The organism is Lysobacter dokdonensis DS-58, assembly GCF_000770795.1.
GTDB classification, from domain to species: Bacteria; Pseudomonadota; Gammaproteobacteria; order Xanthomonadales; family Xanthomonadaceae; genus Noviluteimonas; species Noviluteimonas dokdonensis.
Map to the genome: position 1 here is coordinate 63,620 of NZ_JRKJ01000006.1, position 22,110 is coordinate 85,729.

Below are 22,110 nucleotides of genomic sequence, written 5' to 3' on the forward strand. Positions count from 1 at the left end.
CCTGCTTCCGGAACCCCGATGAAGATCGAAAAAGACCGCGTCGTCCGCTTCCACTATTCCGTCAACGAGCGCGCGGCCCACGAAGCCGGCGACGAAGCCATCGAGTCGTCGAAGGACCGCGAGCCGCTCGCCATCCTGATCGGCCACGGCAACATCATCCCGGGCCTGGAGAAGGCGATGGAAGGCCGCGAAGCCGGCGAGTCGTTCGGCGCCGACGTCCCGGCCGCCGATGCCTACGGCGAAGTGCGCGAAGGCCTGAGCCAGCGCGTGCCGAAGAAGCACTTCGGCGCGCAGCGCCTGGCCCCGGGCATGCAGGTCGTGCTCAACACCAACTTCGGCCCGCGCGCGGTGACCATCCAGAAGGTCGGCATGAGCGTGGTCGATGTCGACCTCAACCATCCGATGGCCGGCAAGGACCTGCACTTCGACGTGGAGATCGTGGAAGTGCGCGAAGCCTCCGCCGAAGAGCTCGAGCACGGCCACGTGCACGGCGACGGCGGCCATCACCACTAAGGTGTATGCCTGAAGCGGCGGGCCGGGCCGGCTTTTGGTCCCGGTGACTTCCGGCCCTGACCGATCCGGGGCCTGAAGTGGCGTAATTCGCGCCACACGGAGGCCCCATGACCGACACCCGCTTCGCGCCCATCGCGGCGAACGAACGCATCACGACGCTCGACGTCATCCGCGGCGTCGCGCTGTTCGGCATCCTGTTGATGAACGTCGAGTTCTTCAACCGCCCGATCAGCGAACTCGATATCGGTCTCCCGCCGAACATCCACGGCATCGACTACTGGGCCGGCTGGTTCGTCGCGGTGTTCGTCCGCAGCAAGTTCTGGACGATGTTCTCGTTGCTGTTCGGCATGGGCTTCGCGGTGATGCTCGGCCGCGCGCACGCCGCCGGCCGCCCGTTCCTCGCGCCATACGTGCGCCGCACGCTGGGCCTGGCGTTGTTCGGCTTCCTGCATTGCGTGTTCATCTGGAACGGCGACATCCTGTTCGATTACGCGATGGCGGCGGCGTTCCTGCTCGTCGTGTTCCATTCGAAGCCGAAGGTGTTGCTGTGGATCGCCGGTGTCGCGCTCGGCATCGCGGCCATCGCCGGCGGCGCGGCCATCGCGGGCTACAAGCAGATGATCTGGGCGCCGTGCCTGGCGATCGGCGGGCTCGTGCTCATCCTCGGCATCCTCGCGTGGGCGATCCGCAAGTGGCCCGCGAACGGCTTGCGCAATGCGGGCCTCACGCTGTTCCTGTTGCCGTGCATCGGGTTGCTGATCGGCGGTGCGGTGACGCCGCAGACGACGCAGGCAGAACGCGACCGCGCGGCGCTCGCCGAGGCGAGCACGCCGAAGGAACGGGCCGAGGTGCAGAAAGGCCTGGCCGAGCGCAACAAGAAGCTGAAGGAACACGACGCGAAGGTCGCCAATGAGCGCCGACTCAATTCGACGGGCACCTACGCGGACAACGTCGCCTTCCGCCTGGCCGACTGGCCGAAGAATGCGGGCGGGCACGTGCCGTTCTCGTTGACCTTCGTGCTGGGGATGTTCCTGCTCGGTGCGTGGTTCATCCGATCCGGTTTGATGACCGAGCCGCACAGGCATCTGGATTTCTACAAGAAGATGGCCTTGTTCGGCATCCCGTTCGGCATCGGCCTGACCATCGTCGCCGCGGCCATCGCGACCACGCACGTGCGCGGCGCCAACGATGCGTTGTTCACCTTTTCCCAGGGATTGATGCTCGTCGCTTCGGTGCCGGCGTGCCTGGGCTACGTGGCGGCGGTGGTGCTGCTGTTCCACTCGCCGCGCTTCCGCGGGCTGGTCGCGCCGTTCGCGCAGGCCGGGCGCATGGCGCTCACCGTGTACATCGCGATGTCGCTGATCGGCACGCTGTACTTCTACGGTTACGGCCTGGGGAACTACGGCATGGGCCGCGCATGGCAGTTGCTGTGGTGCGTGGCGGTGTTCGCCGTGCTGCTGGTGCTGGCGAACCTGTGGTTCAAGCGCTTCCGCTACGGCCCGCTGGAATGGGCGTGGCGCGCGATCACCTACCTGCGCGCGCCGTCGATGAAGCAGGAACGGTTGCAGCCCGCCTGAGGCCGCAAGAGAAACGGCCCGCGATCGCGGGCCGTTTCCGTTTCGCATCGTCTTCGATCAGTTGACCGACACGGCGCTCCACGCACGCGCGACGGCGTTGTACTGCGTCGAGCCCGACCCGTAGAGGTCGGTCGCGGCCTGCAGCGTATGGGCACGCGCCTGCGCATACGTCTCGTTGGAGTTGAAGTACACCGTGAGCGCCCGGTACCAGATGCGCTGCGCGGCGTCGCGGCCGATGCCGGTCACGCCGGTGTCGCCGTTGCACACCAGTTGCGAGGGCGTGTAGCTGAAGCCCGACGGGTTTACCGCGCCTTCCGCCAGCAGGTAGAAGAAGTGGTTCGCCGGGCCGGACGAGTAGTGCGGATCCACGCCGGCGAACGTGGCCGCCGGATAGCAGTTGTACGAACGCCCGCCGTCGGCATCGCCCGGGCGGAACATGTAACGCAGCGCCGTCTTGCCGGTCGGGTTCGAGCGGTAGATCTTCTCGCCGATCATGTAGTCCGGCGTGTCGGCGGCGTTGTTGGCGAAGAACTCGACCATCGTGCCCATGATGTCGGAGGAGGCTTCGTTGAGGCCGCCGGCGTCGTTCGAATAGGCGAGATTGGACGTGGCTTCGGTCACGCCGTGCGTCATCTCGTGGCCGGCGACGTCGATGGCGACGACCGGGAACCACGACGACGTGCCCAGGCCATAGGCCATGAACTTGTACGGGGCGCCATACCACGCCGCGTTGCCGCCCGTCGCCGGGCCGCCATTGCGGAAGGTCACGTTGACGACGCTCTTCACGCCGACGCCGTCGTTGTAGATGCCGCTGCGGTTGAACACCGTCTTGTAGAAGTCCCACGTGGTGGCCACGCCGACGTGCGCGTCGGAGGCTTCGGACGCGACGCTCGACTCGGCGTTGTTGCCCCAATTGTTGTCGGTGTCGGTCATGATCGCGGCCGTGTTGTACACGGTGTCGATCACCTTGCCCTTGCCGTCGCGCGTGTTGCCGCTGCCGCGGGTCGGATCGACGAGCTGGTAGCCGCCGCTGACCGAGTTGGTGACCATCGACACATCGCCGAGGAACAGCGTCTGCCCCACGCCCGTCGCCGCGGCAGTGTGGATGCGGTTCCACTTGTCGAGCACCTTGCCGGTCTTCGCATCCACGAAGTAGCGCATGTCGGCTTCGCCGTCGCGCTTCGACACGCCGCGCACGCGAATTTCGTACGCAAGCACCGGGCGCGCGCCGCGGGCGTAGACCACCAGGCCCAGGCTGCCGATGTCCGAAAGCGTGCCGTTGAAGTCGGCGCCGGCGGCGAGGATCGCGTCGTCGGCGGACTTGGTAGCGCGCAGGCCGGGACGTTCGCGCGTCTTCAGCGACAGCGACGCCGCCTTGAACGCGCCATTGCGGGAATGCATCACGACGTCGCCGCCGATCACGGGGAGGCCCCGGAAGGTGCGATCGAAGCGGACGTGCTCGGTGCCGTCGTTGTCGACGACGATGTCGCGCACCGCGAAGGCGTCGTCGGTCGCACGCTGCGCGGCGGTGCCGTGCGAGGCGAGCAGGTCGTTGGCGCGGAGGGTGGCGGCGGGGTTGGCTTTGCCGGCGAAGGCCGGGGCGGAGAGGGCGGTCAGGCCGGCGAGCACGGCCAGGTGGAGCACACGGGCGTTGCTTTGCATTCGGTTGGAACCCCTGAGTCGATTTGCGATGTGGGCCCGGTTCGTGGTCCGGGCCTGTGTGCCGGGCCTGTGGCGCGCCCGGTCGCCGACTCTGTTGCGCAAAGCGCGCAGATGTCATGCTGCAAGACAACATCGCGCTGAAGCCTTCACGTCGGTCAACGCGCTTCCACACACGAATTCTCGGTGGCGTCACTCCAATGCAGGACACCAGGGCGGTCGACACCCTCGTCGTCGGGGGCGGTGCGGTAGGGCTGTGTTGCGCGATCGCACTGCGCGAAGCAGGGCGCGACGTGCTGCTGATCGAAGCCAGCCACGTCGGCGCCGGCGCTTCGCACGGCAACTGCGGCACGATCACGCCCAGCCATGCGGGCCCGCTCGCGCAGCCGGGGATGATCCAGACCGCGATGCGCATGATGTTGCAGCCCGATGCGCCGCTGTACATCAAGCCGCGCGTGGATCCGGTGCTGTGGCGCTGGTTGATGCGCTTCGCCGCGCGTTGCAACGTGCGCGACTTCGAAGCCAGCGCGCGCGCGAAGGGCGCGCTCCTGAACGATTCACGCGTCCGCCTGGGCGAGTGGATCCGCGATCTCGCGCTGGACTGCGAGTTCGTCGAATCCGGCGAGGACTACGTGTTCCGCGATGCGCGCCGCATGGCGCACGACTACGCGGAGGCGCCGCTGCTGCGCGATCTCGGCGTGCAGGTCGACGTGTTCGAAGGCCGCGACTACGAAGCCATCGAGCCCGCGCTGAAACCCGGCGTCGCCGGTGCGATCCGTTTCGCGGGCGATGCGGCGTTGCGGCCCGATCGCTACGTCGATGAACTCGCGCGCGCGTTGCGCGGGAAGGGGGGCGAGATCCTCGAAGGCGTCGCACTGCAGGCGATCGAACGCGACGGCGATGCCTGGCGCGCCCGCACGTCCACGGGCACGGTGCGTGCGCGCCATGTCGTGTTCGCGATGGGCGCGTGGTCGGCGCGCATGGCCGACGCCATCGGCCTGCGTGGCCTGCGCGGTGCGATGCAACCGGGCAAGGGCTACTCGATCACCTACGATCCGCCGGCGCGCGTGCCGAAACATCCGCTGGTGCTGCGCGAACGCCAGGTGTGCGTGACCGCGTGGCCGAGCGGCTACCGCCTTGGCAGCACGATGGAGTTCTCCGGCTTCGACGACACGCTCAACGAACGACGCCTGTCGGCATTGGAACGCGGCGCCGCGCAATACCTGCACGAACCCGTCGGCCCCGTCGTGCGCGAACGCTGGTTCGGCTGGCGCCCGATGACGTGCGACGACATTCCGATCATCGGTCCGATACCGAATCGCGAGGGCCTTTGGCTCGCGACGGGCCACGGCATGATGGGCATCGGCATGAGTACGGGGACGGGGCAGCTCGTCGCGGACCTGGTCACCGGCCGCGCGCCCGCGATCGATCCGGCTCCCTACGCCCCATCCCGCTTCGCCTAGGCCTACACTCCCGTGCCATGAAAGGCATGTACGAGCTGCATCGCGGCACCGCGCCGCTGCTGGTGAGCCTGCCGCACGACGGCAGCGAGATCCCGCCGGCGCTGGCCGCGCGCATGGTCGAGCGCGCGCGCATCGCGCCGGATACCGACTGGCACGTGTCGCGCCTGTACGAAGTCGCGCGCGGCCTCGGTGCGTCGATCCTGCGGCCGCGCTATTCGCGCTACGTCGTCGATCTCAACCGGCCGCCGGATGACGTTTCGTTGTATCCGGGGCAGAACACGACGGGCCTGTGTCCCGCCGTGCAGTTCACCGGCGAGCCGGTGTATCTCGACGGGCAGGCGCCGGACGCGGAGGAAATCGCGCTGCGCGTCGACAAGTATTGGCGTCCGTACCACGACGCGTTGCAGGACGAGCTGTACCGCATCCACGAACGCCACGGACGCGCCGTGTTGTGGGAAGGCCACACGATCAAGGGCAGCGACCTGTCCTTCCTGTTCGAGGGGCGATTGCCGGACCTCAATCTCGGCACGTCCGCGGGCGCGAGTTGTTCGCCGGCGCTGCAGGCCAGACTCGAAGGCGTGCTCGCCGCGCAGCAGGAATTCGACTGGGTGAGCAACGGGCGCTTCAAGGGCGGTTACATCACGCGCCACTACGCCGCGCCCGACGACAAAATCGACGCCGTGCAGCTCGAGATGAGCCAGCGCCTGTACATGGACGAGGCGTCGTTCGATTACGACGAAGACAAAGCCCCGCGCGCACAGGCGGTGATCGCCCGGTTGCTGCAGGCGGCGATCGGCTGAAACGAAAAAGGGCGGCCACGGGGCCGCCCTTTTCGTAACGCGGGTGCAAACGTTACGGCGTGGCCGCGACGTTGGACTTCGCACCGATGTGCTTGTCGAGGAAGGCTTCCATGCGGCGGTACAGCTCCGCCACGTTTTCCGGCTTCACGAAGCCGTGGCCTTCGCCTTCCACCACCATTTCCTCGGCCGGGCGGCCGATGTTCTTCAGCGCCGCGGACATCACCTTGAACTGGTTGAAGTCGGCGGTGTTGTCGGCCTTGCCGTGCACCAGCATCACCGGCACGTTGATTTCCTTCGCGCGCAGCGCCGGGGAAATCTTCGCCAGCGCGTCCATGTCGGTGCCGACGGTGCGCGTCCACCAACGCTCGCCACGGTCGGATTCGCCCTGGTTGATGTCGGTCTTGCGCATCAGCGGCAGGTCGTACACGCCGACGTAGCCGATCGCGCACTTGTACATGCCGGGGTTGAGGACCGGCTGCATCAGCGCCGAGTAGCCCCCGAAGCTGGCGCCGTACATGCACACGCGCGCCGGGTCGACGAGCTTGTTGTCGATCGCGTACTTCAAGCCATCGGTGATGTCGTTCTGGATCTTGTCGCCCCAGCCCTTCCAGCCCGACTTGATGAAGCCTTCGCCGCGCCCGTCGGAGCCGCGGAAGTTGATCTGCAGCACCGCGTAACCGCGGCTGGCGAAGAACTGCGCATCGCTGTCGAAGCCCCACTGGTCGGCGACGCCGTACGGACCACCGTGCGGAATGACGACCGTCGGCTTCGGGCCCGTGCCGTTGGCCGTGTACAGGCCGTACAACTGGGTACCGTCGCGCGTGGTGAAGGTGATCGGGCGCGTGGGCGCCATCGATTCGGGCTTCAGCCACGGACGGTATTCGATGACCTTCTGCGCTTTCTTGGCGGTGCGGTCGTAGAAGTACCAGTCGCCGGCATTGCGGTCGGAGAACACCGAGAACAACACGCGGTCGTTGTCGCGGCTGAAGCTCTGGAAGTACACCATCTGGCCCGGGAAGGACTTCAGGATGCTCGTGTAGAGCTTGGCGTACTCCGACTCGGGCTTGACGATCTTCAGCGACGGCTTGTCGGTGTTGTAGTACACGGCGAACGGCACGCCTTCGCGGCCTTCACGGAACCAGCCCGACGGTTCGATGCCCTCGCGGTCGTCGAGCTTGGTGCGCGTGCCGGCGGCCAGGTCGATGCGATACGGCTTGTTCGCTTCCATGCCATCGGCGACGAAGGCGTACAGCACGTTGTTGTCCGCCTCCCACACCGAGCCCCAGATCGAGCGACCGGCGATCGACTTGGGCATCGGCTGCCACGGCCCGCCCTTCACGGGGCGGTAGGCCAGCACGGGTTCGTCCTGGTTATCGAGCGTGCGGCGGATGCGCGCTTCGCCCGTGCGGTCGAACTGGTACCACGCCAATTCGCCGCCGCGTTCGACTTCCTTGCGGACGCCGGTGCGCGTGTCGACGCGGTAGATGACGGTGTCGGGTTCTTCACCGCACGTGCCGCAGGTGAAGTCCACCAGCGCCATGCCGGGTTCCTGGTCGAGCACCTTGACCAGGTTCGCCCAGCCTTCGTCCTTGCGGCGGCCGCGGATCTGTCCCTTGTCGGCGACGTAGCCGAACAGGGTGTCCTGGCCCTTGCCGTTGACGTCGGAGGTCATCAGCTGGCCCGTCGAATACGGGCGCGGGTCGAGCGGCGCCATCTTGGCGCGCGCGACGACGACGCGGTCGTCGGCCGTCCACGTCACGTCGGAGACGTGTTCCATGCGGCCGAAGCGCAAGGTCTGCGTCTTCCCGCTGCCATCGAGCTTGACGATCTGGAGTTGCGTTTCGAGGCCGTCGGCCGACGGCACTTCGATCGCGACGTACTCGCCGGTCGGTGAGAGGCTGGCGCCCCACGCCTCGGGGCGCTTGGCGAAATCGTTGGCGCTGGTCTGGGCCATCGCGGGTGCGGCGGCGACGAGCGCGAGCGCGCCGAGCCAGCGCGCGAATTGCTTGCGTTGCATTGCGTACTTCCTGTGCTTGGCCTCTCCCCGAGGCGTGCGCAGGTTACCGAAGCCCCGCGTCACGCACCACGTGTCGAAGGTCCTTTCCGCGTGGTTGTCCGCTTCCGGTGGCGGATCAGACCTCGAGGGTAGCGAGATCGCCCTTGGCTTCGAGCCATGTCTTGCGATCGCCGGCACGTTTCTTCGCCAGCAGCATGTCCATGAGCGACCGGGTTTCGCCGTCGTCGTCCACGGTCAGTTGCACCAGGCGGCGGGTGTCGGGGTGGATGGTGGACTCGCGCAACTGCTGCGGGTTCATCTCGCCCAGGCCCTTGAAACGCGTGACGTGCACGGCGCCCTTCATCTTTTCGCGTTCGATCTTTTCGAGCAGCAGGCGTTTTTCTTCCTCGTCCAGCGCGTAGAAGACCTGCTTGCCCACGTCGACGCGGAACAGCGGCGGCATCGCGACGAACACGTGGCCCGCGGCCACCAGCGCCGGGAAGTGCTTGAGGAACAGCGCCGTGAGCAACGTGGCGATGTGCAACCCGTCGGAGTCGGCGTCGGCGAGGATGATCACCTTGCCGTAGCGCAGGCCGGTGATGTCGTCCTTGCCGGGGTCGCAACCGATGGCGACCGCGAGGTCGTGCACTTCGGTCGAAGCGAGCACGCTGCCGGAGGCGACTTCCCACGTGTTGAGGATCTTGCCGCGCAGCGGGAGGATCGCCTGGAAATCCTTGTCGCGCGCCTGGCGCGCGCTGCCGCCGGCCGAATCGCCTTCGACGAGGAACAACTCCGTGCGCGACAGATCCTGCGAGATGCAGTCTGCGAGCTTGCCGGGCAGTGCGGGGCCTTGTGTGACCTTCTTGCGGACGATCTGCTTTTCGGTCTTCAGCCGTGCGCTGGCGCGTTCGATGGCGAGCTGCGCGATGCGCGTGCCCATCTCGACGTGCTGGTTGAGCCACAGCGAGAACGCATCGTGCGCGGCGCCTTCGACGAACGCGGCGGCCTGGCGCGACGACAGACGTTCCTTGGTCTGACCGCTGAACTGCGGGTCGGTCATCTTCACCGACAGGACGAAAGCGACGCGGTCCCACACGTCTTCCGGCGCGAGCTTCACGCCGCGCGGCAACAGATTGCGGAAGTCGCAGAACTCGCGCAGCGCATCGGTGAACCCCGTGCGCAGGCCGTTGACGTGCGTGCCGTGCTGCGCGGTGGGAATGAGGTTGACGTAGCTTTCCTGCACGAGCTCGCCTTCGGGCACCCAGGCCACCGCCCAATCGACGACTTCGTTCTCTTTCTTCAGCGCGCCGACGAACAACTCCGGCGGCAGGATCTCGCGCTGGCCCTCAGCGTGGAGTTCGCCCCGCAGGTAATCGCGCAGGCCATCCTCGTACAGCCAGTTGGCGCGCTCGCCCGTGGCTTCGTCGAACAGCGAGACGTTCAGGCCGGGGCACAGCACCGCCTTGGCGCGCAGCAGGTGCTTGAGCGAGCGCAGGTTGAACTTCGGCGTATCGAAATACTTCGCGTCCGGCCAGAAGCGCAGGCGCGTGCCGGTGTTCTTCTTGCCGACAGTGCCGACCACTTCGAGCTTCGAGACGCGGTCGCCGTCGGCGAAGCCCATCTTGTATTCGTTGCCTTCGCGCTTGATGAAGACATCCACGCGCTTGGACAACGCATTGACCACGCTCACGCCCACGCCGTGCAGGCCGCCGGAGAAGGTGTAGTTCTTGTTGCTGAACTTGCCGCCCGCGTGCAGGCGCGTGAGGATCAGTTCGACGCCCGGGATCTTTTCCTCCGGGTGGATGTCCACCGGCATGCCGCGGCCGTTGTCGGCCACCTCGGCGCTGCCGTCGGCGTGCAGCACGACGTCGATCGAATCAGCGTGGCCGGCGAGCGCTTCGTCCACCGCGTTGTCGATCACTTCCTGCGCGAGGTGGTTGGGGCGCGCGGTGTCGGTGTACATGCCGGGGCGGCGCTTGACCGGATCGAGCCCGGACAGGACTTCGATGTCTGCGGCGTTGTAGCGGGAATTCATCGCGTGCGTGTTCGCTCAGTCGTGCGTCGTCCGCGCAGGATAGCGTGAACGGCCGGTGATCATGGGCCCCGTGCGTGGGTGATTTTCCCCATGCGTGAATTCAGTTCCCGGAGTGGCGCACGTTCCTACGGTCGGTTGCGTCGCATCGATGCGGCCACAACCGGAGATACACGAATGCGCAATTCCTTTCTGCTCCTCGCACTCGCAGGCGTCTTCGCCATGCCCGCCGCCCATGCCCAGGTCCTCGGCCTCGGCGGAAATGGCGGTGGCGGGATCCAGGCCGGCCCGGTGAACGTCGGCGGGCACGGGTCGGGCAATGTCGGGGGCAACGTCGGCGGCCTCACGGAAAGCACGCGGACGCTCGACGGCGTCGGCAATTCGGTGCGCAACTCGGCCACCGCCGCCCGCGCCAAGGCCGCGGAAGCCGCGCGCCTGGATGCCGCCGCCAAGGCGGCGGCCCAAGCCTCGGCCGCCCCCGCCGCGTCGGTCGACGTCGCCAGCCGTTCCGTCGACGCCGGTGCCAAGGGCGCCGTGGATGCGAAGGCCGCGACGGACGCGGTCGACACCAACGTGAAGGCCTCGGGCAAGGCTTCGGCCGAAGTCGGGGCGGGCGCGAAGGGCGATGGCGCCGGCAAGCCGGCCCGTTGAGAAGCCGCATCGGCGCCCTGACGCCGAGCGCCCGCAAGGGGATTGGGGACGCTTCGGCGTCCCCATTTTTTCGATGAAGGTCGCGGGTTCGGGCCGCTCCCGGTAGACTACGGCTTTCCGGAAGCCCTGTTTCCCATGACGCCTCCAGTTTCCAGGACGCCGCTCGTGTTCGTCACCGGCGGCGTGGTGTCCTCGCTCGGCAAGGGCATCGCCGCGGCCTCGCTGGCCGCCATCCTCGAAGCGCGCGGTCTGCGCGTGACGATGATGAAGCTCGACCCCTACATCAACGTCGATCCGGGCACGATGAGCCCGTTCCAGCACGGCGAGGTGTACGTCACCGACGACGGCGCCGAGACCGACCTCGACCTCGGCCACTACGAACGCTTCGTCCGCGTGCGCCTCTCGCGTGCGCATTCGGTCACCACCGGCCGCATCTACGAGAACGTGATCCGCAAGGAGCGCCGCGGCGACTACCTCGGCGGCACCGTGCAGGTCATCCCGCACATCACGGATGAAATCAAGCGCTGCATCGACGAGGCCACCGCCGGCTTCGACGTCGGCCTGGTGGAAATCGGCGGCACGGTGGGCGACATCGAGTCGCTGCCCTTCCTCGAGGCCATCCGCCAGATCCGCACCGAGCGCGGCCCCGAGTGCGCGCAGTTCATGCACCTCACGCTGGTGCCCTTCATCGCCGCCGCCGGCGAGTTGAAGACCAAGCCGACGCAGCACTCGGTGAAGGAACTGCGGTCGATCGGTATCCAGCCGGACATCCTGTTGTGCCGCAGCGAGCAACCGCTGCCCGACGGCGAGCGCCGCAAGATCGCGCTGTTCACCAACGTGCCGGAGAAGGCGGTCATCTCGGCCGTCGACCTGGACAACATCTACAAGATCCCGATGTGGCTGCACGCGCAGGGCCTCGACCGCATCGTCGTCGAGCGCCTGGGCCTGGCCAAGGCCGCGGCCGAAGCCGACCTCTCCGAGTGGGAAGCCGTCGTCGATGCCGCCGAACATCCGGTGGACGACGTCACCATCGCGGTCGTCGGCAAATACGTCGACCACCAGGATGCATACAAGTCGCTGGCCGAAGCGCTCAAGCACGGCGGCCTGCGCCAGCGCACGCGCGTGCGCCTGAAGTGGATGGAATCCTCCGACGTCGAGAAGGACGGCGGCAAGGCGCTCGAAGGCGTCGACGGCATCCTCGTGCCGGGCGGCTTCGGCGACCGCGGGTTCGAAGGCAAGGTCATGACCGCGCGGTACGCGCGCGAAAAGCAGGTCCCGTATTTCGGCATCTGCTACGGCATGCAGGCGGCGGTGGTGGATTACGCGCGCCACGTGCTCAACCTGCCGGACGCCAATTCCACCGAGAACGACAAGCGCAGCGCGCACCCGGTGATCGGCCTGATCACCGAATGGCGCACGGCGACGGGCGACGTCGAACGCCGCAGCGAAGAGAGCGACCTCGGCGGCACGATGCGCCTGGGCTTGCAGGACCAGCGCATCAAGCCGGGCACGCTCGCGCACAAGGTCTACGGCAAGGACGTCGTCGGCGAGCGCCATCGCCACCGCTACGAGTTCAACAACCGCTATCGCACGCAGCTCGAGGATGCCGGCCTGGTCATCAGCGCGAAGTCGATGGACGACCTGCTGGTCGAAATGGTCGAACTGCCGCAGTCCGCGCATCCCTGGTTCCTCGCGTGCCAGGCGCATCCGGAATTCCTGTCCACGCCGCGCGACGGCCACCCGCTGTTCGTCGGCTTCATTCGCGCCGCGCGCGAACACAAGGCCGGCGGCCGCCTGCTGAAGGAGGCGAGCGCATGAAGCTCGCGCATTTCGAGGCTGGCCTCGACAAACCGTTCTTCCTCATCGCGGGTCCCTGCGTCATCGAGTCGATGCAGTTGCAGCTCGACACCGCCGGCACGCTGAAGGAAATCACGAGCGAACTCGGGATCCCCTTCATCTTCAAGTCGAGCTTCGACAAGGCCAACCGCACCTCGGGCACGAGCTTCCGCGGCCCGGGCCTGGAAGAAGGCCTGAAGGTGTTGAGCGAAGTGAAGCGCCAGCTCGGCGTGCCCGTGCTCACCGACGTGCACGAGTACACGCCGATGGACGAAGTCGCCAGCGTCGTCGACGTGTTGCAGACGCCTGCGTTCCTCTGCCGCCAGACCGACTTCATCCAGAACGTCGCGCGCGCCGGCAAGCCGGTGAACATCAAGAAGGGCCAGTTCCTTTCGCCGTGGGAAATGAAGCACGTCGCCGCGAAGGCGAAGGCGACCGGCAACGAGCAGATCATGGTCTGCGAGCGCGGCGCCAGTTTCGGCTACAACAACCTGGTCAGCGACATGCGGTCGCTGTCGGTGATGCGCGATACCGGTTGCCCCGTGGTGTTCGACGCGACGCATTCGGTGCAGTTGCCCGGCGGCGCGGACGGCAAGAGCGGCGGGCAGCGCGAATTCGTCCCCGTGCTTTCGCGCGCGGCGATGGCCGTGGGCATCGCGGGCATCTTCATGGAAACGCACCCCGATCCCGACAAGGCGCTCAGCGACGGCCCCAATGCGTGGCCGCTGCCGAAGATGCGCGCGCTGCTCGAGACGCTGAAGGCGCTCGACCAGATCACCAAGAAAAACGGATTTCTGGAAACCAACTGACCTACATGGCCACGATCAGCAAGATCCACGCGCGCGAGATCCTCGACAGCCGCGGCAATCCCACCCTCGAAGCGGAAGTCACCCTGTCCGACGGCAGCTTCGGCCGCGCGATGGTGCCCTCGGGCGCGTCGACCGGCACGAAGGAAGCCGTCGAACTGCGCGACGGCGACAAGACGCGTTACCTCGGCAAGGGCGTCAAGACCGCGGTGGCCAACGTCAACACGACGATCGCCAACGCGCTGCACGGTTTCGACGGCGACCAGGAAGCGCTCGACCGCCGCCTGATCGACCTCGACGGCACCGAGAACAAGGGCCGCCTGGGCGCCAACGCACTGCTCGGTGTTTCGCTGGCAAACGCGCACGCGGTCGCGCAGTCGAACAAGATGCCGCTGTGGCGCTGGCTGTCGAACGGCACCAACGTCGAGCTGCCCGTGCCGATGATGAACATCGTCAACGGCGGCGCGCATGCCGACAACAACGTCGACCTGCAGGAATTCATGGTGCTGCCCGTGGGCTTCGATTCGTTCGCCGAATCGCTGCGCGCCGGCACCGAGATCTTCCATGCGCTCAAGTCGGTGTTGAAAGGCCGCGGCCTGAGCACGGCCGTCGGCGACGAAGGCGGCTTCGCGCCGGACCTGCGTTCCAACGAAGAAGCGCTCGAAACCATCCTCGAAGCGATCGGCAAGGCCGGCTGCAAGGCGGGCGAAGACGTGCTGCTCGGCCTCGATGTCGCCTCCAGCGAATTCTTCGAGAACGGCAAGTACAACCTCACCGGCGAAGGCAAGCGCCTGACGTCGGAACAGTTCGTCGACTTCCTCGCCGGCTGGTGCGCGCAGTACCCGATCATCACGATCGAAGACGGCATGGGCGAACACGACTGGGCCGGCTGGAAGCAGCTCACGCAGCGCCTGGGCGAAAAGGTGCAATTGGTCGGCGACGATCTGTTCGTCACCAACCCGCGCATCTTCAAGGACGGCATCGAGCAGGGCGTGGCCAACGCGATCCTGATCAAGGTCAACCAGATCGGCACGCTGACCGAAACGCTGGAAGCCATCGCGATGGCGGACAAGGCGCGCTACGCGGCCATCGTGTCGCATCGTTCGGGCGAAACCGAGGACACGACGATCGCCGACATCGCGGTCGCCACCACGGCGACGCAGATCAAGACCGGTTCGCTGTGCCGTTCCGATCGCGTGGCGAAGTACAACCAGCTGCTGCGCATCGAAGAACAACTCGGCAGCGCGGCGCGTTACGCCGGCCGCAACGCCTTCGTGTCCCTCAGGCGCTGAACGCGATGCGCGTGGGCACCTCGCGTGTGATCGCGGCGCTGATCGTGCTGCTGCTCGCACTGCTCGCGTGGCTGCAATACAAGTTGTGGTTCGGGCAGGGCGGCGCAGGCCAGGTGCAGGCGCTGTCCACGCAGGTCGAACACCAGGCCCGCGACAACACGGGCCTGCGCCAGCGCAATGCGGAGGTGGCCGCGGAAGTCGAGGACCTCAAGTCCGGCGAAGCCGCCGTCGAGGAACGCGCACGCAGCGAACTGGGCATGATTAAGCCGGGCGAATCGTTCTATCGGGTGGTGGAGCCCGCTTCGCAATCCACGGCCGCGGCGCCGCCGGCGGCCGACGAGGACGGCGAATGATCTGGGCCATCGTGCCCGCCGCCGGGCGCGGCTCGCGTTACGGCGGCGACGTGCCGAAGCAATACCTCGACATCGCGGGCCTGCCGCTGATCGCGTATTCGCTGCGCGCGGTACTCGCGCATCCGTCGGTCGGCGGCGCAATGGTCGTGTTGTCGGAAGACGACGCCTCGTGGCCGGGCTACACCGAAATCGACGGCAAGCCGGTGCGCACGTGCATCGGTGGCGCGGAGCGTTGCGATTCGGTGCTGGCGGGGTTGGCCGCGCTGCCCGACGACGTGCGTCCCGACGAGTTCGTGCTCGTGCACGATGCGGCGCGTCCGCACCTGCGCGCATCGGATCTCGAACGCCTGCTCGATCTCGGCCGCGGCGATCCCGTCGGCGCGATCCTCGCCGCACCGGTGCGCGACACGCTCAAACGCGCGGGCAACGATGGCGGTGTCGACGGCACCGAATCGCGCGAGCGCCTGTGGCGCGCATTGACGCCGCAATTGTTCCGCCGCCTGCAGCTCACGCGCGCGCTGGAAGCGGCGCGCAACGCGGGCGTGGTGGTCACCGACGAATCGATGGCGATGGAGCGCCAGGGCCATCGGCCGTTGTTGGTGGAAGGCAGCGACGACAACCTGAAAGTGACGACGCCGGCCGATCTGCCGCTGGCCGAATTCCTCCTGCGCCTGGCGCGCGAACGCGACATGACGGGAGCACGTCCATGAATTGCCGCATCGGCAGCGGTTTCGACGTGCACGCCTTCGGGCCGGGCGACCATGTGATGCTGGGCGGCGTGCACGTGCCGCACGACCGCGGCGTGATCGCGCATTCCGATGGCGACGTGGTCCTGCACGCGCTGTGCGATGCAATGCTCGGCGCGATGGCGCTCGGCGACATCGGCAAGCATTTCCCGCCGAGCGATCCCCGCTGGAAGGATGCGGACAGCCGCGTGTTCGTCCGCCATTGCAAAGCCCTGCTCGCCGAACATGGCTGGACGCTCGGCAATGCCGACATCACGGTGATCTGCGAGCGGCCGCGCATCGGCCCGCACGCGGGTGCGATGCGGGGGCTGATCGCCGCCGACCTGGGCGTGGCCGTCGATGCGATCTCGATCAAGGCGACGACCACCGAAACCCTCGGGTTCACCGGCCGCGGCGAAGGCATCGCCGCGCAGGCCGTGTGCCTGCTCGTGCGCGAGTGAGCGTGCATGCCTTCGGCGCGCCCGTGCTGCGGGCGCGGATGCGCGCGACGCCGGCCGATTTCCGCGTCGACGAGATCGATGCATTCGAAGCCAGCGGCGCCGGCGAACACCTGCTGCTGACGATCGAGAAGCGCGGCATGAACACCGCGTTCGCCGCCAAGCGCCTCGCGCAGTGGGCGGGGATTCCCGAACTGGGCGTGAGCTATGCGGGGCTGAAGGATCGCCACGCGGTGACGACACAACGTTTCAGCGTGCATTTGCCGAAGAAGGTGGCCCCCGATCTTGCGGCGCTCGAGTCGGACGAGATGCGCGTCCTGCATTCGACGTGGCATTCGCGCAAGTTGCCGCGCGGCGCGCTGGCGGGGAACCGCTTCGTGCTGACGCTGCGTGAAGTCGAAGGCGAACGCGATGCGATCGATGAACGCCTGCGCGCGATCCAGACGCGCGGCGTACCCAATTTCTTCGGCGAGCAACGCTTCGGCCGCGAAGGCGGCAACGTCGCACACGCGCTGCAGATGTTCGCCGGGCGCCGCGTGAAGCGCGAGCAGCGGACAATGTTGCTGTCGGCCGCGCGATCGGCGTTGTTCAACCGCGTGCTGGAACAGCGCGTGGCCGACGGGACGTGGGATCGCGCGATCGACGGCGAGGTCTGGATGCTCGATGGCTCGCGCAGCGTTTTCGGGCCGGAACCGTTCGACGATGCGCTCGCGGCCAGGCTTGCGGCGTTCGATATCCATCCGACCGGGCCGCTGTGGGGCGAAGGCGAGCTGCGCACGACGGGCGAGGCGCGCGCGCTGGAATCGGCGGTGTTGGATGACGCGGAGTCGCGCGCGTTGCGCGCGGGACTCGAAGCGGCGCGGCTCAAACAGGAACGCCGCGGGTTGCGGTTGTTGCCGAAGGAAATGCAGTGGGAATGGGTGGCGGACGATGTGTTGCGCCTCGCATTCGAACTCCCGCCGGGGAGTTACGCGACGACCGTCGTCGAGCAGCTCGGGGACGCGGGTTAGCGCTTCTGCGCCAACAACACCAACACCGCGCCCGTGCCGCCCTGGTTCGCCGGCGCACTCGCGAAGGCCACCACCTCCGACCGATGCCGCAGCATCCGGTCCACCAGGTTCTTGAGCATCGGCGTCTTGCTGTCGCTGTTCAGCCCCTTGCCGTGGATGATCCGCACGCAGCCCAGGCCATGCTGCCGCGCGTGCACGAGGAACTCGCGCAGCATCGCCTCGGCGGTCTTCGCGTCTGCCCAATGCAGGTCGAGTTCTTCCTGCGCGGCGAATTCACCGCGACGCAAGCGCTGCAGGGTGCGCGGCGCGACCGTATCCCGGCGATAGGACAACGCATCGCCGGCTTCCAGCGCGTCGGCCGTCATCGCGCGGCGGAACTCGCTCACCGCCTCGGCCTCGTCGCGCGCGGCCATGCGCGGGGTGGGGCGGGGGCGCGGTTTCGACGGCGGCAACGGGGGCGCGGGCAGTTCGCGCACGGGGCCGATCGCGTCGCGGAACAACGCGGCGTCGTCGGGATCCTCGGCTGGCGGCGGGTCGGGCGGCTTTCGTGCCATGCGTGCCAAGCCTAGCGCGAGTCATCGGCTATGATGCTCACGTCGCCGGAAGGACAACTGCATTGCGCGTACTGGTCAGCAACGACGACGGTGTCGACGCCCCCGGCATCCGGATCCTCGCACAGGGGCTGCGCGACGCGGGGCACACCGTCACGGTGGTCGCGCCCGACCGCGACCGCAGCGGCGCCAGCAATTCGCTCACGCTCGACGGGCCGGTGCGCGTGCTGAAGATGGAGGACGGCCCCGGTGCCATCCAGCGTTGGCGCGTGTACGGCACGCCGACCGACTGCGTGCATGTCGCCATCACCGGGATGCTCGAAGAAGAGCCCGACATCGTCGTCTCGGGCATCAACACGACGGCGAACATGGGCGACGACGTCATCTATTCGGGCACCGTGGCCGCCGCGATGGAAGGCCGCTTCCTCGGCCTGCCCGCGGTCGCGATGTCGCTCGCGGCCGCCGACCATGACGGCAAGCATTACGAAACCGCCGCGCGCGCCGCGGTGGAAATCATCGCGCGCCTGGCGGTCGATCCGCTCCCGGCCGATACGATCCTCAACGTCAACGTGCCCGACCTGGCATGGGATGCCGTGCGCGGCTTCGAAGTCACGCGCCTGGGCAACCGCCATCGCGCCGAACCGTGCGTGCCGCAGAAGGATCCGCGCGGCCGCACGTGGTGGTGGATCGGCGCGGCCGGCCCGGAACAGGACGCCGGCCCCGGCACGGATTTCCATTCGGTGCGCACCGGCCACATTTCGATCACGCCGATCCACGTCGACCTCACGCGCTACCAGGCGCTCGACCAGGTCGCCAGTTGGGTCGGCGGTTTGGCGCATGCGTTGCAGGAGGATCGCAAGTGACCGCGCGCATCCGTTTGCAGCCCGAGGCCATCGGCATGGGCATGACGTCGCAGCGCGTGCGCGACCGCTTGATCGAACGCCTGCAATCGACCGGCATTTCCGACGACCGCGTGCTCAACGCCATCCGCGCCGTGCCGCGCCATCTGTTCGTCGACGAAGCGCTCGCCACGCGCGCGTACGAAGACACCGCATTGCCCATCGGCCACGGGCAGACGATTTCGCAACCGTGGGTCGTCGCCAAGATGACCGAAACATTGCTCGAGACGCCGCGCCCCGCCGGCGCGCCGCCGATGCGCGTGCTGGAAATCGGCACCGGCTCGGGGTACCAGGCTGCGATCCTCGCCGCCCTGGGGCTGGAAGTCTTCACCGTCGAGCGCATCGGCGAATTGCTGCGCACCGCGCGCAAGCGCTTCCGCTCGCTCGGTTTCAACATCCGCAGCAAGCACGACGACGGCCGCATCGGCTGGCCGGAACTCGGGCCCTTCGACGCGATCATCGTCACCGCGGCGGCGCCCGCGCTGGTCGATGCGCTCACCGCGCAGCTCGCGCCCAACGGCACGCTGGTGTGCCCGGTCGGTGGCAGCGGCGGGCAGACGCTGATCCGGCTGCGCAAGGACGAAGCGGGCACCGTCGACGAGGCGCAACTCGCGCCCGTGGTATTCGTACCGCTGTTGCCAGGGATGGTGGATTGAACGCATGAAGTTGTTCGGGCCGCTCTACGAACGCACGATCGCGCTCGCGCGCCACAAGCACGCACAGGCGTGGCTGGTGGTGCTGTCGTTCTTCGAAGCCATCATCTTCCCGGTCATGCCGGAAGTGATGCTGCTGCCGATGTGCGTGGCGGCGCCGCGGCGCGGGTTCTGGTTCGCGACGTTGAGCCTGGCCGGTTCGATGGTTGGCGCGGTGGTCGGCTACTACCTCGGCCATTACGCGTTCGAGGCGTTGAAGCCGATGTTCGCCTCGCTCGGCATGTTGCACGGCATCGAATCGGGCATCGCGCTGGTGCAGGCGAAGATGCTCGAGTCGCCGTGGGCGGTGTTCTGGATGCTGGTGCTCGCCGGGTTCTCGCCGATCCCGATGAAGGTGTTCACCTGGTCGTCGGGCGTCGTCGGCGTGCCGATGCTGCCTTACCTGGCCAGCATGTTCGTCGGGCGCGGCAAGCGCGTGTTCCTGCTCGCGCTGATCATCCGCCTCGGCGGCGAGCGCGCCGAGCGCATGCTGCACAAATACATCGAGCCCATCGGTTGGTTCGCACTGGTGTTGCTCGCCGCTTTGGTCGGATTCCTCGTGTGGAAGGCGCGCGGCGGATGATGCATTCGACGATTCGAGTCGCGATGACAGCGGCCTGCGCGTTCGCGCTCGCCGCGTGCGGCAGCAGCACCGTGTACCGGAGCAACGCGCCATCGGCGGCGCCGCCGCGTGTGTCGGTGCCGAAGCCGGGGCAAACCGTCGTCGTGAACCGGGGCGACACGCTGTACGGCATCGCGTTCCGCAATGGCATCGACGTGCGCGACCTCGCGTCGTGGAACGGCATCGGCCCGCCGTACACGATCTACCCGGGGCAGCATTTGAAGCTGTACTCGAAGGGTGGGTCTTCGACGGTCGCGACGACCACGCCTGCGAAGCCGACCACGCCGAAGCCGACGACGCCGAGACCCGTCACGCCCGCACCGCGTCCCGTGCCGCCACCGCCCGCTGCGAGCCCCATCGCATGGACGTGGCCCGCCAACGGCCCGATCCTCAACGGTTACGTCGCCGGTGAACCCACCAAGCAGGGCATCGACATCGGCGGCGGCAGCGGTGACCCCGTGCGCGCGGCCGGCGATGGCGTCGTCGTGTATTCCGGTGCGGGCCTCGTCGGCTACGGCGAGCTGATCATCATCAAGCACAACGACGCGTGGCTGTCCGCGTACGGCCACAACCGCAAGCGCCTGGTCAACGAAGGCCAGATCGTGAAAGCCGGCCAGCAGATCGCAGAACTCGGCCGCACCGGCGCCGCACGCGAGATGGTGCACTTCGAGATCCGCTACAACGGCAAGCCCGTCGACCCGCAGTTCTATCTGCCGAAGCGCTAGAGCGGGAAGAGGAATCCGGCGACGACCTTCCGCCCTTCGCCGGCCAGCACGCTGTACGTGCGCGCGGCTGCGGCGTTGTCCATCACTTCGATGCCGATGCCCTGCGACAGGCAGGCATGCAGGACGGCGGGCGCGGGAAAGGTTTGACGCGCGCCCGTGCCGAGGACGATCAATTCGGGTTGCAATGCGATCAGCGGAGCGAGGTCGCCGGGCGTCATCGCCTTGGCGTCGGTCACGGGCCAGTCTTCGATCAAGGCTTCCGGCGCGATCGCGAAGCTGCTGCTGATCTGGCGTTCATTGACGAGGGCATGCGTCCCGTCGGCGCCGCGCAGGTACCAGGTGTAGTCCGGGCGTTCGAGGTTCAGCTGCATGCAGCGCGTCGATCAGGCGCGGGGCAGCACGATCTGCCGCTTGTCCTTGCTGGGGCGGTACAGCACGGCGACATGGCCGATGCGCTGCACGAGCGCGGCGCCGGCCTGGGCGGCGAGCTCGCCGATCATCGCGTCGCGCGCCTCGCGATCCTCGGCCGCCACCTTCACCTTGATCAGCTCGTGCTGCTCCAGGGCGTTGGCGACTTCCGCCACGAGGGACTGCGTGATGCCCTTGCCCCCGACCTGCAGCATCGCGTGGAGGTCGTGCGCCTGGCCGCGGAGGAAACGGACTTGCGCGCTGGTCAACTGAACTGCGGACGGCATTGGGGAAGTGGCGGGGATGAACGGGGGAGGGGCAGGGTATCATGGCCGCCCGAGAGGACCTTCCACGCATGGCGACCCGCAGCAAGTCCAGCCAGCGCTGGTTGAAGGAACATTTTTCCGACCCCTTCGTGAAGAAGGCCCAGGCCGAAGGCTTGCGGTCGCGCGCGGCCTACAAGCTCGAAGAGCTGGTGGAACGCGACCGGCTGCTGAAGCCGGGGATGGTGGTGGTGGACCTCGGCGCGGCGCCCGGCGGGTGGTCGCAGTGGGTCCGCGCGGAGCTCGACCGGCTGTCGCACGGCGGCGCCCAGGACCCCGGCCGCGTGATCGCGCTGGACATCCTGGAGATGCCGACGCTCGCCGGGGTGGAGTTCCTTCATGGCGATTTCAGGGAGGATGCCGTGTTATCGGCACTGGAAGACTCCCTCGGGGGCAAGCCCGTCGACCTTGTGTTGAGCGACATGGCCCCCAACAAGAGTGGCGTGGACGCGGTGGATCAGCCGCGGGCCATGCACCTGGCCGAACTGGCGATGGACTTCGCCGACGGCCACCTGAAGCCCGGCGGTACGTTCCTGATCAAGCTGTTCCAGGGCGTGGGCTTCGACGAATACGTGCGGCAGCTGCGGCGGCGTTATGCCAAGGTGGTGATCCGCAAGCCGGCGGCATCGCGCAAGCGGTCGCCGGAGGTTTACGCCCTGGCGCAGGGCAAGCTGGCCGGAAGGCCGGTCACCGACGGATAAAGAGAGAGACGACTCCCG

General features: G+C 67.5%; 23 protein-coding genes. 17 read left to right on the forward strand and 6 right to left on the reverse strand.

The window, feature by feature from the left end; translation table 11 throughout:
• The first annotated feature begins 18 nt into the window (after positions 1–18).
• Positions 19–513, forward strand: coding sequence for an FKBP-type peptidyl-prolyl cis-trans isomerase (locus LF41_RS05900; protein WP_036167250.1), 495 nt, complete (start codon positions 19–21; stop codon positions 511–513).
• Positions 514–620: 107 nt separating this feature from the next.
• Positions 621–2,090: a DUF418 domain-containing protein gene (locus LF41_RS05905; RefSeq protein WP_036167253.1), complete on the forward strand. Its 1,470-nt coding sequence runs from the start codon at positions 621–623 to the stop codon at positions 2,088–2,090.
• Between the two features lie 57 nt (positions 2,091–2,147).
• Here LF41_RS05905 and LF41_RS05910 read toward each other — a convergent pair whose 3' ends face one another.
• A complete protein-coding gene (locus tag LF41_RS05910) occupies positions 2,148–3,752 on the reverse strand; it encodes a M4 family metallopeptidase (protein WP_036167256.1) in 1,605 nt (534 codons plus the stop codon).
• 197 nt (positions 3,753–3,949) lie between these two features.
• On the opposite strand from LF41_RS05910, the gene LF41_RS05915 reads away from it, so the two are divergent.
• Entirely contained in the window at positions 3,950–5,212 is a 1,263-nt protein-coding gene (locus tag LF41_RS05915) for an NAD(P)/FAD-dependent oxidoreductase (RefSeq protein ID WP_036167259.1), read from the forward strand.
• Positions 5,213–5,229: 17 nt separating this feature from the next.
• Positions 5,230–6,012: an N-formylglutamate deformylase gene (gene hutG / locus LF41_RS05920; protein WP_036167261.1), complete on the forward strand. Its 783-nt coding sequence runs from the start codon at positions 5,230–5,232 to the stop codon at positions 6,010–6,012.
• Between the two features lie 52 nt (positions 6,013–6,064).
• On the opposite strand, the gene LF41_RS05925 is transcribed toward hutG, so the two are convergent.
• Both LF41_RS05925 and parE read right to left on the reverse strand, forming a co-directional pair.
• Positions 6,065–8,029 carry an alpha/beta hydrolase family protein gene (locus LF41_RS05925; protein ID WP_036167263.1) on the reverse strand — a complete coding sequence of 655 codons (1,965 nt, stop codon included), beginning with the start codon at positions 8,027–8,029 and terminating at the stop codon, positions 6,065–6,067.
• A 115-nt stretch (positions 8,030–8,144) separates the two neighbouring features.
• Positions 8,145–10,043: a DNA topoisomerase IV subunit B gene (parE, locus tag LF41_RS05930; RefSeq protein ID WP_036167265.1), complete on the reverse strand. Its 1,899-nt coding sequence runs from the start codon at positions 10,041–10,043 to the stop codon at positions 8,145–8,147.
• A gap of 174 nt (positions 10,044–10,217) precedes the next feature.
• Between parE and LF41_RS05935 the strand changes: the two genes are divergently transcribed.
• The 8 genes from LF41_RS05935 to truD all read left to right on the forward strand — a co-directional run bounded on the left by LF41_RS05935 (position 10,218) and on the right by truD (position 17,171).
• Positions 10,218–10,691, forward strand: coding sequence for a hypothetical protein (locus LF41_RS05935; protein ID WP_036167267.1), 474 nt, complete (start codon positions 10,218–10,220; stop codon positions 10,689–10,691).
• Positions 10,692–10,826: 135 nt separating this feature from the next.
• The gene (pyrG, locus tag LF41_RS05940; protein ID WP_036167269.1) at positions 10,827–12,509 is read left to right on the forward strand and encodes a CTP synthase; all 1,683 of its coding nucleotides are present in this window, start codon (positions 10,827–10,829) and stop codon (positions 12,507–12,509) included.
• Entirely contained in the window at positions 12,506–13,336 is an 831-nt protein-coding gene (kdsA, locus tag LF41_RS05945) for a 3-deoxy-8-phosphooctulonate synthase (RefSeq protein WP_036167271.1), read from the forward strand. The genes pyrG and kdsA overlap by 4 nt, the downstream gene beginning before the upstream one ends.
• Before the next feature lie 5 nt (positions 13,337–13,341).
• Positions 13,342–14,625, forward strand: a complete 1,284-nt coding sequence (eno, locus tag LF41_RS05950; protein ID WP_036167273.1) for a phosphopyruvate hydratase — start codon at positions 13,342–13,344, stop codon at positions 14,623–14,625.
• A 26-nt stretch (positions 14,626–14,651) separates the two neighbouring features.
• The gene (gene ftsB / locus LF41_RS05955) at positions 14,652–14,978 is read left to right on the forward strand and encodes a cell division protein FtsB (RefSeq protein ID WP_338037848.1); all 327 of its coding nucleotides are present in this window, start codon (positions 14,652–14,654) and stop codon (positions 14,976–14,978) included.
• The gene (gene ispD, locus LF41_RS05960; RefSeq protein WP_036167277.1) at positions 14,975–15,688 is read left to right on the forward strand and encodes a 2-C-methyl-D-erythritol 4-phosphate cytidylyltransferase; all 714 of its coding nucleotides are present in this window, start codon (positions 14,975–14,977) and stop codon (positions 15,686–15,688) included. Before ftsB ends, ispD begins: the two co-directional genes overlap by 4 nt.
• Positions 15,685–16,164 carry a 2-C-methyl-D-erythritol 2,4-cyclodiphosphate synthase gene (gene ispF / locus LF41_RS05965; protein WP_036167282.1) on the forward strand — a complete coding sequence of 160 codons (480 nt, stop codon included), beginning with the start codon at positions 15,685–15,687 and terminating at the stop codon, positions 16,162–16,164. The genes ispD and ispF overlap by 4 nt, the downstream gene beginning before the upstream one ends.
• Positions 16,161–17,171 carry a tRNA pseudouridine(13) synthase TruD gene (truD, locus tag LF41_RS05970; protein ID WP_036167284.1) on the forward strand — a complete coding sequence of 337 codons (1,011 nt, stop codon included), beginning with the start codon at positions 16,161–16,163 and terminating at the stop codon, positions 17,169–17,171. Before ispF ends, truD begins: the two co-directional genes overlap by 4 nt.
• On the opposite strand, the gene LF41_RS05975 is transcribed toward truD, so the two are convergent.
• Complete coding sequence (locus LF41_RS05975) at positions 17,168–17,725, reverse strand: Smr/MutS family protein (RefSeq protein WP_036167287.1); 558 nt, start codon at positions 17,723–17,725, stop codon at positions 17,168–17,170. The genes truD and LF41_RS05975 overlap by 4 nt on opposite strands.
• A 62-nt stretch (positions 17,726–17,787) precedes the next feature.
• Here LF41_RS05975 and surE point away from each other — a divergent pair, with 62 nt between their 5' ends.
• Genes surE through LF41_RS05995 form a run of 4 tightly spaced genes read left to right on the forward strand, consistent with a single transcriptional unit; the run spans position 17,788 to position 20,660 of the window.
• Complete coding sequence (surE, locus tag LF41_RS05980; protein ID WP_036167290.1) at positions 17,788–18,585, forward strand: 5'/3'-nucleotidase SurE; 798 nt, start codon at positions 17,788–17,790, stop codon at positions 18,583–18,585.
• Entirely contained in the window at positions 18,582–19,277 is a 696-nt protein-coding gene (locus tag LF41_RS05985) for a protein-L-isoaspartate(D-aspartate) O-methyltransferase (RefSeq protein WP_036167293.1), read from the forward strand. Before surE ends, LF41_RS05985 begins: the two co-directional genes overlap by 4 nt.
• Positions 19,278–19,281: 4 nt before the next feature.
• On the forward strand, positions 19,282–19,896 hold the full coding sequence (locus LF41_RS05990) for a YqaA family protein (protein ID WP_036167296.1): 615 nt from the start codon (positions 19,282–19,284) through the stop codon (positions 19,894–19,896).
• Entirely contained in the window at positions 19,896–20,660 is a 765-nt protein-coding gene (locus LF41_RS05995) for a peptidoglycan DD-metalloendopeptidase family protein (RefSeq protein ID WP_052116204.1), read from the forward strand. Before LF41_RS05990 ends, LF41_RS05995 begins: the two co-directional genes overlap by 1 nt.
• Here the strand turns inward: LF41_RS05995 and LF41_RS06000 are convergent.
• Together LF41_RS06000 and yhbY are read right to left on the reverse strand one after the other, a co-directional pair.
• Positions 20,657–21,031 carry an Mth938-like domain-containing protein gene (locus LF41_RS06000; protein WP_036167299.1) on the reverse strand — a complete coding sequence of 125 codons (375 nt, stop codon included), beginning with the start codon at positions 21,029–21,031 and terminating at the stop codon, positions 20,657–20,659. The two genes, LF41_RS05995 and LF41_RS06000, sit on opposite strands and share 4 nt — an antisense overlap.
• Before the next feature lie 12 nt (positions 21,032–21,043).
• A complete protein-coding gene (gene yhbY / locus LF41_RS06005; RefSeq protein WP_036167302.1) occupies positions 21,044–21,355 on the reverse strand; it encodes a ribosome assembly RNA-binding protein YhbY in 312 nt (103 codons plus the stop codon).
• 68 nt (positions 21,356–21,423) lie between these two features.
• Between yhbY and rlmE the strand changes: the two genes are divergently transcribed.
• Positions 21,424–22,092, forward strand: a complete 669-nt coding sequence (gene rlmE, locus LF41_RS06010) for a 23S rRNA (uridine(2552)-2'-O)-methyltransferase RlmE (RefSeq protein ID WP_036167305.1) — start codon at positions 21,424–21,426, stop codon at positions 22,090–22,092.
• Positions 22,093–22,110: the final 18 nt, after the last annotated feature.